We start from the raw sequence: 12,467 nt of genomic DNA on the forward strand, positions 1-12,467 counted from the left end.
GCTCTTACGCGAGTTCCAGCAGGTCCGGCAGCTGATCGATAATCTTATCCGCGGCGTCCTGACTAAAGCCAAAGCGCTCCTCGCGCTTGGCAACGACCGTCAGGCCGGCTCGCTTGCCGGCAGTGATGCCAGGCACCGAATCCTCAACGCAGCAGCAGCGATTCGCGGGCAGCCCCAGCAGGTCCAGCGCATGCAGGTAGATGTCGGGCTCGGGCTTACTCTCCTTAAACTGCTCGCCGCTCACCACATACTCAAAGGCATCCGACAGCCCGCACGCGTTGAGCACTTCCTCGATGCTATCCATGGGAGACGAGCTGGCAAGCGCCACGCGAACGCCACGGCGCGGCAGCTCTCGAATCGTATCCACGGCGCCTGGGTTAATCAAAGCCTGATAGTCGCGCGGACGCTTATGCGCCCACTCGTCCCAACGGGCCAACGCTTCCTCGCCAGTGAAATGCCCCTTACCGGCGCGCTCAAACCAATCGACCAGCATATGCAGGAAGAACTGATGCGAGGTACCGACTTGCCCATTCAACTCCTCTTGAGTCAGGTTAAGCCCAAGCTCCTTGGCAAACGCGGCAGTCTCGCCCAGGTAGTAATACTCGGTATCGACAATGACACCGTCCATGTCAAAGATAACGGCGTCGAACGGAAATGCGGACACGGCACCCTCCCTAACAAAAGGGCGCCCGCAAGCAGGCGCCCAAACCATGCATTAATCGGCGATTCTAACCCAGCAGCTTATCCAGCGCCACTGCAATACCGTCTTCGTTGTTATTGGCGGTTACCATCTGGGCAACTGCCTTAACCTCATCGACGGCGTTGCCCATGGCAACACCGGTGCCGGCCCACTCAATCATGGACTTGTCGTTCTGGCCGTCGCCAAACGAGACGACCTCGCTGGCATCGATACCGAGCTTGGGCAGGGCACCCTCGAGCGCACGGGCTTTGTCGATACCGGGCGCCGTGTACTCAAAGTACCAGTCGGCCGTAAACATGCCCGAAAGCGTCTGGGTAAAGGGCGCATACATCTCCTCGTAATGCGCCTGCAGGTAGGTCGGATCACCCGCCGTCAGCAGCTTGTCCACGGGATAAGTGTCCACGACCTCATGCAAGCTCTCGACCTCGCGAATCTTAAGATCGCACGCATCGCGCTCATACTTGACGATATTCTTCTGCAAGCCGTCAGGCAGCGTGATCATGCAATGGTACGAGTCCTCGACGTGCAAATCGCGACCGAGCGAAATCATAGGGATCACGTCGAAATTGCGCAGATGATCAATCAGACGGTGCAGCTCGTCAGCCGGCATGGCCTGGTCAAAAAGGACCTCATCGGTCTGAGCGTCGACCACATGCGCGCCATTAAAGGCAACTAGCAGACCGTCATGGTTTTGAAGGTCGAGCTCCTGCGCCAAGGCGTGCAACCCCCATGCGGGACGGCCCGAAGCCAAGATGAGCTTAATGCCCGACTCCTGCGTCGCGAGCAGCTTCTCGCGCGTACGCGGGCTGATGACCTTTTGGTCGTTGGTGAGCGTACCGTCGATATCCATTGCGATGGCTTTGATTGCCATATATGCCTCCCTGTCATTGAACAACCTTGTCTGAGCCATCATACAGAACACCCACGGCGGCGCTGTTTGCAACGGGAAAAATGTCATATTGTCCCAAACATGAACGGCGCGCCTTCGACGATTGCGATGCCCGTCGAGGCGCCTCCCGATACATTCCATCCTATCCAAATAGCAAGGGGCCCGTATCCCAACGGATACGGGCCCCTTTCAGCCATAAGCCAACTCAGCCGTAAAGACTACTTGCGATGAGCGCGGTAGAACTCGATGAGCGCCTGAGTCGAAGCGTCCTGCTCGGCCTTGGCGGCGTCGTCGTGGAAGGCCGGGGTGATCTGCTTGGCAAGCTGCTTGCCCAGCTCGACGCCCCACTGGTCGTAGGAGTCGATGCCCCAGACCGTGCCCTCGACAAACGTGATGTGCTCGTAAAGGGCGATGAGCTCACCAAGCGCGAACGGGGTCAGCGTGTCGCCAAAAATCGAGGTCGTCGGACGGTTGCCCTCAAAGCAGCGGGCCGGGACGATCTGCTCGGGCGTGCCCTCGGCACGCACCTCATCGGCCGTCTTACCAAAGGCGAGCGCCTTGGTCTGGGCCAGGAAGTTGCCCAGGAACAGCTCGTGCACGTCCTGACCGCTGTCGGTCGCAGGGTTGGCGGTATTGGCAAAGGCGATGAAATCGGCCGGGACCACCACGGTGCCCTGGTGCAGCAGCTGGTAGAAGGCGTGCTGACCGTTGGTGCCGGGCTCGCCCCAGAAGATCTCGCCGGTATCGGAGGTCACAGCGCTGCCGTCCCAGCGGACATGCTTGCCGTTGGACTCCATGGTGAGCTGCTGCAGGTAGGCCGGGAAACGGTGCAGATACTGGCAGTACGGAAGCACGGCGTGGCTCTTGGAACCGAAGAAGTTGACGTACCAGACGTTGAACAAACCCATCAGCGCGACGGCATTGTTCTCGAGCGGCGTGTTGCAGAAGTACTCGTCGATGGCGTGGAAGCCCTCAAGGAACTGCTGGAAACGCTCGGGGCCGAGCACGACGATCAGCGACAGGCCCACGGCGGAGTCGACGGAGTAGCGGCCGCCAACCCAGTTCCAGAAACCAAAGGCGTTAGCCGGGTCGATACCGAAAGCCTCGACCTTCTCGAGTGCGGTGGAAACGGCGACGAAGTGCTTTGCCACAGCCTCGGCGTTCTGCTCATCGGAGCCATCGATGGCGCCCTGAGCCTTGAGCTGCTCGAGCATCCAGGTCTTGACCTCGCGGGCGTTGGTGAGGGTCTCGAGCGTGGTGAAGGTCTTAGAGACGATGATCACGAGCGTGGTCTCGGGATCCAAACCCTTGAGCTTCTCGGCCTGGTCGTTGGGGTCGATGTTGGAGATATAGCGGCAGTCGATACCGGCGTCGGCATAGGGACGCAGGGCCTCGTAAGCCATGACCGGGCCCAGATCGGAGCCGCCGATGCCGATGGACACCAGGTGCTCAATCTTCTTGCCGGTAACGCCCTTCCACTCACCGGAGCGCACGCGCTCGGCGAAGGCATACATGCGATCGAGGACCTCGTGCACGTCGGCGACGACATCCCGGCCGTCGACGATAAGCTGGCCTTTCTCGCTTGCCGGACGGCGCAGCGCGGTGTGCAGGACGGCGCGGTCCTCGGTGGTGTTGATGTGCTCGCCGGAGAACATGGCGTCGCGGCGCTCCTCGAGCTTCACCTCGCGGGCAAGATCGCACAGCAGCTTGACGGTCTCATCGGTCACCAGGTTCTTGGACAGATCGAAGTGAAGGTCGCCGGCGTCAAAGCTCAGCTTGTTCACGCGGTCGGCGTCAGCGGCGAACCAGGCCTTGAGGTCGATACCCTCGGCCTCGAGCTTCTCCTGATGAGCCTCGAGCGCCTTCCAAGCGGCGGTCGACGTAGCGTCGATAGGTGCGGCAACAGTTGCCATAAAGTCCTCCTCAGCATACGGGCGCAAGCCTCCATGCGCCCGGATAATCAGATAGTCCTATTCTAGCGCAGGTCAAGACTACAATCAGCGAGCGTTGCCAATCCGCCCCCCAACGGCAACCGACCAAAAAGGGACAGGTTTATTTTGGCGGGTCAAACGCTTTACCAACCAAAAATAACCTATCCCTTTATGGTAAATATTAGGCCGCGGCGCACACACTGCCGAGCAGCTCGCGCAAGGGCGAGCCGATACCCTCCAGCAGTTCGGGAGCGATGATGGCGAAAACGGGAACCTCGCCGGCACCCACAACGGCGGGCACTTTTCCCTCGGAGACGATGCATCCGTAGGGAACAAAGCCGTCCTCGCCGGCATCGAGCACGGCCATGCGACGAGCGAGTTCGCGCGCAAAGCCCGCCGTATCGGCATCGCCGATCGCCAGGACAAAGTCCACGCCCTCATCGGTCGCCAGGGCTACGGCCTCATCGACCAAATCGTCTCCCCCGTCGCCCCCGACCAAGCCGCAACGAAAGAGCACGCGTTCGAGCAGGGCGCGATCGAGCGAGCCCAGCGCCGCCGAAACGAGCTCATCACGCGTGTGCTTGTCGCCTCCCAGCACGACCAGTGTCTTGGTGCCGCCATAGTGGGCAACCAATCGCCCGCACCAGCGAGCCACGTCCCCATCCGCAACCAAGCGCGTCGGCATACCAAACCCATAGTTAACCATTATCCCCACAACCCTTCCGTGCTTTATGGTGGCATCAATCGTTAGCCTCATGCTACGAAGCGAGCTTTTCCGAGCTGTTTCGCGCTCTTTAGGGCTGCGTTAAAAACCCGATGCAACCGCACGACCATACCTGCCAAAAAGGGACAGATTTTGACGGCGTCCGGTCGAGCAGTTATTATCGAACAGGTATTCGATAAGAACATGTGTTTGATGGGAGGGCTCGGATGGCGCACGAGCAGCACACCTACATCTGCATCGACCTCAAGACGTTTTATGCCAGCGTCGAGTGCGTCGATCGTGGGCTCGATCCGCTCACCACCAACCTGGTCGTTGCCGACGAATCGCGCGGACGCACGACTATCTGTCTCGCTATCACGCAGGCTATGAAGGACCTAGGGATTCACAACCGCTGTCGCCTGTTCGAAATACCCGATGGCATCGACTACATTAAGGCCGTACCGCGCATGCAGCACTACATGGAGGTGTCGGCGCGGATCTACGGTATCTACCTGGAATACGTCAGTCCGCAAGACGTTCACGTCTACTCAATTGACGAGTGCTTTATCGACGTGACGCCATATCTGGACCTCTATCACACCGATGCGGAAGGCTTCGCCTGCATGTTGCGCGACGAGGTCCTCGCGCGCACCGGCATCACGGCGACGGTCGGCATCGGCCCCAACCTATTCCAGGCCAAGGTAGCACTCGACATCACTGCCAAGCATGTGCCCAGTCGCATCGGCACACTCGACGACGAGACCTTTCGCAAGGAGATCTGGCCCCATCGCCCCATCACCGACATCTGGGGCATCGGCCCCGGCGTGGCGGCCCGTCTCGAGAAATACGGTGTCTACGACCTGATGGGGGTCGCAGCGCTCGACGAGAACCTGCTCTACGACGAACTCGGCGTCAATGCCGAATATCTTATCGACCACGCCTTCGGGCGTGAGCCGGCAACCATCGCCGATATCCAAGCTTATCGCCCGCAAGCGACCTCGACCACCACAGGGCAGGTGCTCTCGAAGGGCTATGCCTATGAGCAGGCCTACACCGTCTTGCGCGAGATGGTCGACAACGCCGTGTTGGACCTAGTCGATAAGCACGTGGTCTGCGACAGCATCTCGCTCTTTGTGGGTTATGCGAGCGAACGAGCTGACATACGCCGCCTCGACGCCAGCGGTACAGCGCAATATGTGGACGGATGCGGACACCTACGCTCGAGCACGTCGAGCATCGAACCCACCGCAACCGCCGGCCCTGAGCTCGCGCCCCGTGCGCCCAAGCCCGTCCAGCGCGATGACGAACGGCGCCGCCTGGTGCGGGAGGCGCAGGCTATCGATGGCATCTTTGTGGGAGAGCATGGCGGCAAACCGCGCGGTGGCTATGCCGCACTCTTAGCGCACTCCAACGCCTCGCGCAAGCTGCCCGAGCGCACCAATTCGTTTAAGAAGATCATGGGCTATTTCGATGAGCTCTGGGCGCAGACTGTCGATCCCAAACGACCAGTCAAGCGCATCAACCTGGGATTTGGCAACCTCATGCCGGAGGAGTTTGCCACCATCGATCTATTTAGCGATGTCGAGGCCGATGAGCGCGAGCGCGAGCTGGCCCGTGCCGTGCTGGCTGTAAAAGGCAAATACGGCAAGAACGCGCTGGTTAAGGGACTGAGCTTTACCGCCGGTGCCACCGCACGCGAACGCAACGATCAGGTAGGAGGGCACCGTGCCTAAGCCCCAACAGCAGCCGATGCGGCCACCGACACCTTTTGAACGCCTAGCGGACCCCGAGGGAAGACGTCGCTCCGCCGACCCCAAGCTCACCGCTAACGGCGCCGTCCGTGCCGGCCGTGCCGCGCAGTTTATGCCCTTTGCCGCCCTCACGGGATACTACGAACTCGTGCGCAAGCAGGAAATCACCATCGAGCCAAAACGTGAGCTCACGGAAGAAAAAGCCCTCGTGCTTTCTAAAAAACTCGAGGGTCTCAAACGTGGCGACTTGGTTCGTGTCACCTATTACGATACATACGGCTATCGCAGCCGCACCGGCATCCTCGACGAGGCGCTCCCCGCCTTCAAGCTCCTCAAGCTCCGAGACATCGCCATCGACTTCGACGGCATCCAAGACATCGAACTGCGCGGACGAGCCTAGCCAAGGAAGCGCATCCAGAGCGACGCTTACAGCGTCATGACGTAGTAGCCCGCGTCTTTCACGGCCGTCTCGAGGACATCACGATCAACCGGCTGCTTAGAGCGCACGCGTGCCGTGTGGTCCGCATACGTCACCGTTGCCCACACGCCATCCAGTGCATTGAGGGCATTGGCTACGTTCTGAGCGCAGCCGTCACAGCTCATGCCGCCGATGAGCAGCTCATCGCTATAGGGATAGTGTGACGCATCGGTATCCACCACAACAACCTTTTTGGCCTTCTTGCCGCTCGCACCATCGCTGCAACAACTCTTCCCATGTGTCGAAGCGGCAATGCGACGCAGTCCAAAAAACATGCCGACGGCAATGACGGCCAGCACGATGAGATTCGCAGGGCTGAGCAAGTCACTCATGCGTTCCCCTTTCAAGTAGCCCTATCTAGATACCCCCATGGGGTGTCCCCATCTTAACCCAAAATCATGTCTGTTCGGTCAATTAGTTTCCCTCTTCAAACTTTTTTGTTGACCATGGCTTACTTTCGTGTATAAGTTTTCCTAGGCTAACAACTGAGGACCCGAAAGGGGCATCGTGACTCGAACCATTGACATCCCAACATACCAAACGGCTGTCGTGCGCAACTGCTCCCCTACGCTCGCAGGTATCAAGCCGGCATCGCTCTTTACCTATCCCGGCGTTTACGCCAACCAAAACGGAAAACCCGGCGCCGCCCATATCGAAGGGCGACGCTCTCGCCTGCTCGCCGTCATAGCCCAATGCAACCGCGAGCTCCAGCCACTCGGGATCCATATGAGCGTTTTGGTCTGGCGCCCCTGCGGAGCGCTCATCTATGTGTACCGCCCTGCGGACCTCATGCGATACCTCTCCGACCCCCGCGCCACGACGGCGCTTGCCGCCGAAGGTTACGATGTCCACAACCTGCCCGCATCACTGGTGCATCTCGCCGCGCGCATCACGCTGGCAAGCAGCAATGCCGCAGAAAGCGCCTATGACGGCAGCGTCTGCGCACTCGCGCGAAATAGGCACTGCGATACGGGGTGCATGTGCGAGTTCCCCCACGAAATTGGCTATTTTTTGGGCTATCCCTACGAAGATGTCCATCAGTTTATCGTCCAGCACGGCGAAAACTATAAGGTCTTTGGCGCATGGAAGGTATACACAAACGTTGAGCAGGCGCTCACGACCTTCGATTCCTATCGCACATGCACGCAATACCTTACCTACATCTATCAACAGGGCTGCACCCTGGGACAACTTGTCCAGGCAACCCGATAGAGCATACAAAACGCGGCCGCACGCCGCACAACCGAAAGGAAGACATATGAGCAAGATCGCAGTCGTCTACTGGAGCGGTACAGGCAACACCGAGGCCATGGCAAACTTCGTTGCCGAGGGCGCAACCGGTGCCGGCGCCGAGGCAGAGGTCATCTCCTGCGCCGACTTCTCCGCAGACAAGGCCGCCAGCTATGACGCCATTGCCTTCGGCTGCCCCGCCATGGGTTCCGAGGAGCTTGAGTATGACGAGTTCCAGCCTATGTGGGACGAGGTCAAGGAGACTCTCGGCGACAAGAAGGTCGTCCTCTTTGGCTCCTATTCGTGGGCCGAGGGCGAGTGGATGGACAACTGGAAGGCCGATGCCGACGAGGCAGGCGTCAACGTCGTCGATTCCGTCATTTGCTACGACGCCCCCGACGATGAGGGCGAAGCGGCCTGCAAGGCCCTGGGAGCGGAGCTGGCCTAACGAAACCAGGCCTCCAAAAGAGCCTGTATCACAGCGCATCCCCATCCCTACAAAAGAGCGGGGGCTGGATTCAAGTCCAGCCCCCGCTCTTTTGTAACGGCAGTTACATCAACCGGCTACGAGATATTTCCCAAGAACGCCTTGGTGCGCTCGCTCTTGGGGTGGTCGAAGACCTCGCTCGGCGTACCCTCTTCCACAATGACGCCGCCGTCCATAAAGACGACGCGGTCGGCGACATCGCGGGCAAAGCCCATCTCGTGCGTCACGACGATCATGGTCATGCCGTCGCGTGCCAGGTCGCGCATGACACCCAGGACGTCGCGCACGAGCTCGGGGTCGAGCGCCGAGGTGGCCTCGTCAAAGAGCATGACGTGCGGGTTCATCGACAGGGCGCGGGCGATGGCAACGCGCTGCTGCTGACCGCCCGAGAGCTGGCTCGGCATAAAGTCGATACGCTCGGCAAGACCGACCTTGGTCAGCTCCTCGACGGCAATCTTCTCGGCCTCTTCCTTGCTGCGCTTGAGCACCTTCTGCTGCGCGAGCATGACGTTCTTTTTGACTGAGAGGTGCGGGAACAAATTGAACTGCTGGAACACCATACCCAGATGCGTGCGCACCTTGTTAAGATCGACGCCCTTGGCGCACACGTCCACACCCTCAACGACAATCGAGCCACTCGTGGGATGCTCAAGACGGTTGATGCAGCGAAGCATCGTCGACTTACCCGAGCCCGAGGGACCCAGAACTACGACGACCTCGCCCTTGTGCACATCCAGATCGATATCGCGCAGGACCACGTTATCGCCAAAGGCCTTCTGGAGGTTCTTGATGCTGACGACGACCTCGTTCGAGTTATTGGTTTCGCTCATGATAGGACCTCCTTACAGACCGGCGATGTGATCGGCGGGCGTCGCGACGACCTGTCCGGCGCTCTTGGCGGGACGCTTCTTCTTAGTTTCGGCCGTGCCCAAAAGCCTCGCCTCAAGGCCGCTCACCAAGCGAGCGAGCGGCAGGGTGATGACCAGATAGAACAGGGCGGCAACCACGTACGGTGTAATAGAGCCCGTCGTGGCCACGATGGTGCGGGCGTTCATGACGATCTCGACCACGCCCACGGCCGCGAGCAGCGACGTATCCTTGTAAAGCAGGATGAACTCACTGGTCAACGTTGGCAGGACATTGCGGAACGTCTGCGGAATCATAACGTAGAGCAGTGTCTGGAAGGCGTTCATGCCCAGCGAGCGCGCAGCCTCGTTCTGGCCCTTGGGGATCGACTGAATACCGGCACGGAAGATCTCGCACAGGTAGGCGGACGAGTTCATGGCCATGACGATGACGCCCAGCACATAGTCGTCAACCTTGACGCCGGCCAGCGGCAGGCCAAAGAACGCGATGTAGATCTGCAGGAACGCCGGCGTACCGCGAATGATATTCACATAGATACCGGCAAGGCAACGCAGGATGCGCGACTTGGAGATGCGCATGAGCGACAGGGCGAAACCAAAGGGAATTGCCAGCGGAAACGCCACGAGCACGATCGAGAGCGACATGAGGAAGCCTTTGAAGACGATCGGCAGGCTCTGGACCAAAATGACCGGGTTCAGGAACAGGCGCAGGAACATGTTGGAATTCCATGCCTCGACCCACGGCTGCTCCTTAAGATCGGCCAGGAAGTTATCGAAGGCCGTCACGCCCTTGATCTCGACGGAAGGAATCTTGGAAATCTTCTTGGTCGAACCGTCGGCGAGCGTATAGGTGCCGCTAAAGGCCTCTTCGCCGCCCTCGACGGGAAACGTCACGCCGTAGACCTCAACGCGGAAATAGCCGCCGGCGGGCGCCGTCTCGCCAAAGTCGATCTTGAGTGTCTGGCCGTTAGCCTTGCACGTGGGCTTCATGGGCGTACGATCCATGAGATCCTCGCCCGAGAGCATCGTCAATCGCGTGTCATCGGTACCAAACGTCGTGCCGTCGACAAACGTCAGCGAAAGACCGCTCAGCTCCTCGTCGGTATCGGCCTGAACCTCCCAGGTAATGCGCGTCTCGGTGCCGCCGACCACAGCGCTGCCCGAACCGGTGTTGGGTCGGGCGGTAATCTTTGCGGTCTCAAGCGCCTGAGCGGTCGAGGGCACGCAGGCCCCCGCGCATACCAGGGCGAGCGCCACAGCCAGGGCACAGGCCAGCTTTTGGAGCATCAAGGGCAGTGGATGGCTCTTGCCCATGGCTCCTTGGTTCAATCGAGACAAGGTGGCTCCTAACGTTTAAGTTGCCGACATAACGGGGCGGGATGACGCCCATTCAAGAAACGCAAAGGCCCTCTCCGCCAAAACGGAAAGGGCCCGCGCGCAATCAAGTGACTATTTTACTTGATGTTGTACTTAGCCATGAGGGCGTCAACGGTACCGTCGTCGGTCAGGTCCTTGATGGCCTGGTTGATGTCGTCCTTGAGCTTGGTGTTGCCCTGGTTGATGGCGATGGCGTACTCCTCGCCGGTGCTGACCTGCTTGATGGTCTGGCAGGTGTTGAACTGCTCGGCGGTCAGCTGGCTGGCAACGGAGCGGTTGGTGACTACGGCATCGCCCTTATCGGACTGCAGGGCGCTGAAGCACTCGGTGGCGTCCTTGTAGGGGACGATCTTGGCCTTGGGGAAGTTCTCCTGGGCAAAGGCCTCGGCGGTCGATCCAGACTGGACGATGATGGTAGCGTCGGCGTTGTTGAGCTTCTCGCTGTAGTTGTCGGCCGTGATGTCGGTGTTATCGACCTTGGTCACGATAGCCTGATCGTCCATGTAGTAGGAATCGGAGAAAGCGACTTCCTTCTCACGCTCGGGCGTGTCGGTGATAGCCGCGATGGAGACGTCATACTTGGCGCCCGAAGCAACGCCGGGGACGAGCGTGTCGAAGTCGTTGTTGACGTACTCGACATCCAGGCCCAGTTTGTCGCCGATAGCCTTGATGAGCTCAAGGTCAAAGCCCTGATAATCGCCGTTGTCATCCTTGTACTCAAACGGAGCGTACTCGGCAGAGGTGCCGACGGTCAGCGTACCGTCCTTGACGAGCGCGTACTCCTTGGAGCCGTCGACCTTCTCGACCTTAGCGTCGCCAGAGCTGCTGGAACCGGCATCGGAACCAGAGGTGGCGTTGGACGAGCCGCAGCCCGTCAGAGCGAGGGCGAGCGCCATAGCACCCGTGGCGGCAAATGCGCCAAGCTTCTTGAGCTTCATAATCAGTCTCCTTCCGGTGACCCCACGTGATTCAGGGGCCTGCAAAAACTGAGGGTTATTATGCACCCGCTTGGAAGAATCCGCAATTAGAAAACTGATTGAAACAAACCCATAACGTGAATGGAGCACTCCACTTTATGACAGTCATTACTGCTGCAACGACCTTAACAGTTTGATTTCAGCCGCATAACCTGCAAGTTCGTTCGGTGTCTCCAAAATGAATGGCAATGCGCGCAAGCGGCTATTCGATACAATATTCTGTATAACCTGCATACCGCCGCCAAACTCCTCGCTGCCAAGATATCCCTTGCCGATGCACTCGTGACGATCTTTATGGGCGCCACAGGGGTTCTTCGAATCGTTGATGTGCACGGCACGCAAACGGTCGATACCCACCACGCGGTCGAACTCGTCGAGTACGCCGTCCAGATCATGGATGATGTCGTAGCCGGCATCGCTCACATGACAGGTGTCCAAACAAACGCCCAGCTTATCGGACAGCTCTGGACACTTGGCGGCAACGCCCTCGATAATGCACGCCAGCTCTTCAAAGCTACGGCCCACCTCGGTGCCCTTACCCGCCATGGTCTCGAGCAATACCGTCGTCTGCTGTCCCTCAAACATCACCTGGCACAGCGTGTCGACAATCATCTGAATGCCGGCGTCTGCCCCCTGTCCCACATGCGCACCGGGATGGAAGTTGTAGTAGTTGCCGGGCAGTGCTTCCAGACGCTGCAAATCTTCCGCCATAGCCTCCAAGGCAAACTCGCGCGCTCGCTCCTTAGCGGAGCAGGGGTTATAGGTATACGGGGCATGCGCCACCAGCGGTCCAAAGTCGTTTTGCGCCATAAGCTCGCGCAGAGCCGCCACGTCATCCATGTCAAGGTCTTTTGCCTTGCCACCGCGCGGGTTGCGCGTAAAGAACGCAAAGGTATTGGCACCAATGGACAACGCCGTCTCCCCCATTGCCCGATAGCCCTTCGTCGTCGAAAGATGACACCCGATCGTTAGCATCTCCAGCTCCCCCTCATCAGTTGCGGTGAAATACGGTCTATTGGTGCCTTATTTTGGCGCAAACAGACCGTATTCCACCGCAAGATATAAAAGGGGCATCAGG

At 59.3% G+C, this 12,467-nt stretch carries 13 protein-coding genes; 4 read left to right on the forward strand and 9 right to left on the reverse strand.

The genetic code is table 11. The annotated features are described in order from the left end of the window. Positions 1–4: 4 nt before the first annotated feature. The 4 genes from I2E13_RS03455 to I2E13_RS03470 form a co-directional block, all read right to left on the reverse strand. The gene (locus I2E13_RS03455; protein ID WP_324249368.1) at positions 5–664 is read right to left on the reverse strand and encodes an HAD family hydrolase; all 660 of its coding nucleotides are present in this window, start codon (positions 662–664) and stop codon (positions 5–7) included. Between the two features lie 64 nt (positions 665–728). Beyond that, on the reverse strand, positions 729–1,571 hold the full coding sequence (locus tag I2E13_RS03460; protein WP_117803851.1) for a Cof-type HAD-IIB family hydrolase: 843 nt from the start codon (positions 1,569–1,571) through the stop codon (positions 729–731). A 236-nt stretch (positions 1,572–1,807) separates the two neighbouring features. Next, positions 1,808–3,502, reverse strand: a complete 1,695-nt coding sequence (gene pgi, locus I2E13_RS03465) for a glucose-6-phosphate isomerase (RefSeq protein ID WP_195404199.1) — start codon at positions 3,500–3,502, stop codon at positions 1,808–1,810. Positions 3,503–3,701: 199 nt separating this feature from the next. Then, the gene (locus I2E13_RS03470) at positions 3,702–4,226 is read right to left on the reverse strand and encodes an iron-containing alcohol dehydrogenase (protein ID WP_158551284.1); all 525 of its coding nucleotides are present in this window, start codon (positions 4,224–4,226) and stop codon (positions 3,702–3,704) included. A 224-nt stretch (positions 4,227–4,450) separates the two neighbouring features. Here I2E13_RS03470 and I2E13_RS03475 point away from each other — a divergent pair, with 224 nt between their 5' ends. Together I2E13_RS03475 and I2E13_RS03480 are read left to right on the forward strand one after the other, a co-directional pair. After that, positions 4,451–5,956 (forward strand): Y-family DNA polymerase, encoded by a 1,506-nt coding sequence (locus I2E13_RS03475; RefSeq protein WP_195404200.1) that lies wholly within the window; start codon positions 4,451–4,453, stop codon positions 5,954–5,956. Next, positions 5,949–6,374 (forward strand): hypothetical protein, encoded by a 426-nt coding sequence (locus I2E13_RS03480; protein WP_271817622.1) that lies wholly within the window; start codon positions 5,949–5,951, stop codon positions 6,372–6,374. The genes I2E13_RS03475 and I2E13_RS03480 overlap by 8 nt, the downstream gene beginning before the upstream one ends. Before the next feature lie 26 nt (positions 6,375–6,400). Here I2E13_RS03480 and I2E13_RS03485 read toward each other — a convergent pair whose 3' ends face one another. Beyond that, entirely contained in the window at positions 6,401–6,784 is a 384-nt protein-coding gene (locus I2E13_RS03485; RefSeq protein WP_138112100.1) for a heavy-metal-associated domain-containing protein, read from the reverse strand. 175 nt (positions 6,785–6,959) lie between these two features. Here I2E13_RS03485 and I2E13_RS03490 point away from each other — a divergent pair, with 175 nt between their 5' ends. Beyond that, entirely contained in the window at positions 6,960–7,664 is a 705-nt protein-coding gene (locus I2E13_RS03490) for a DUF3793 family protein (protein WP_195404201.1), read from the forward strand. Between the two features lie 46 nt (positions 7,665–7,710). Then, positions 7,711–8,130: a flavodoxin gene (locus I2E13_RS03495; protein WP_195404202.1), complete on the forward strand. Its 420-nt coding sequence runs from the start codon at positions 7,711–7,713 to the stop codon at positions 8,128–8,130. A 116-nt stretch (positions 8,131–8,246) separates the two neighbouring features. Here the strand turns inward: I2E13_RS03495 and I2E13_RS03500 are convergent, their stop codons facing one another. The 4 genes from I2E13_RS03500 to I2E13_RS03515 all read right to left on the reverse strand — a co-directional run bounded on the left by I2E13_RS03500 (position 8,247) and on the right by I2E13_RS03515 (position 12,364). Next, positions 8,247–8,999, reverse strand: a complete 753-nt coding sequence (locus tag I2E13_RS03500; protein ID WP_055251428.1) for an amino acid ABC transporter ATP-binding protein — start codon at positions 8,997–8,999, stop codon at positions 8,247–8,249. A gap of 12 nt (positions 9,000–9,011) precedes the next feature. Further along, the gene (locus I2E13_RS03505) at positions 9,012–10,373 is read right to left on the reverse strand and encodes an ABC transporter permease subunit (protein WP_229057804.1); all 1,362 of its coding nucleotides are present in this window, start codon (positions 10,371–10,373) and stop codon (positions 9,012–9,014) included. A gap of 116 nt (positions 10,374–10,489) precedes the next feature. Beyond that, positions 10,490–11,350, reverse strand: coding sequence for an ABC transporter substrate-binding protein (locus I2E13_RS03510; protein ID WP_195404203.1), 861 nt, complete (start codon positions 11,348–11,350; stop codon positions 10,490–10,492). A 147-nt stretch (positions 11,351–11,497) separates the two neighbouring features. Further along, the gene (locus I2E13_RS03515; protein WP_195404204.1) at positions 11,498–12,364 is read right to left on the reverse strand and encodes a deoxyribonuclease IV; all 867 of its coding nucleotides are present in this window, start codon (positions 12,362–12,364) and stop codon (positions 11,498–11,500) included. Positions 12,365–12,467: the final 103 nt, after the last annotated feature.

It is taken from the genome of Collinsella aerofaciens (assembly GCF_015554145.1).
Classification (GTDB): Bacteria; Actinomycetota; Coriobacteriia; order Coriobacteriales; family Coriobacteriaceae; genus Collinsella; species Collinsella aerofaciens_AA.

Bases quoted from the DNA above. Each gene is read 5' to 3' on its own strand.
- I2E13_RS03460 (WP_117803851.1), bottom strand. From the start codon at position 1,571: ATGGCAATCAAAGCCATCGCAATGGATATCGACGGTACGCTCACCAAC.
- pgi (WP_195404199.1), bottom strand. From the start codon at position 3,502: ATGGCAACTGTTGCCGCACCTATCGACGCTACGTCGACCGCCGCTTGG.
- I2E13_RS03470 (WP_158551284.1), bottom strand. From the start codon at position 4,226: ATGGTTAACTATGGGTTTGGTATGCCGACGCGCTTGGTTGCGGATGGG.
- I2E13_RS03475 (WP_195404200.1), top strand. From the start codon at position 4,451: ATGGCGCACGAGCAGCACACCTACATCTGCATCGACCTCAAGACGTTT.
- I2E13_RS03485 (WP_138112100.1), bottom strand. From the start codon at position 6,784: ATGAGTGACTTGCTCAGCCCTGCGAATCTCATCGTGCTGGCCGTCATT.
- I2E13_RS03495 (WP_195404202.1), top strand. From the start codon at position 7,711: ATGAGCAAGATCGCAGTCGTCTACTGGAGCGGTACAGGCAACACCGAG.
- I2E13_RS03500 (WP_055251428.1), bottom strand. From the start codon at position 8,999: ATGAGCGAAACCAATAACTCGAACGAGGTCGTCGTCAGCATCAAGAAC.
- I2E13_RS03510 (WP_195404203.1), bottom strand. From the start codon at position 11,350: ATGAAGCTCAAGAAGCTTGGCGCATTTGCCGCCACGGGTGCTATGGCG.
- I2E13_RS03515 (WP_195404204.1), bottom strand. From the start codon at position 12,364: ATGCTAACGATCGGGTGTCATCTTTCGACGACGAAGGGCTATCGGGCA.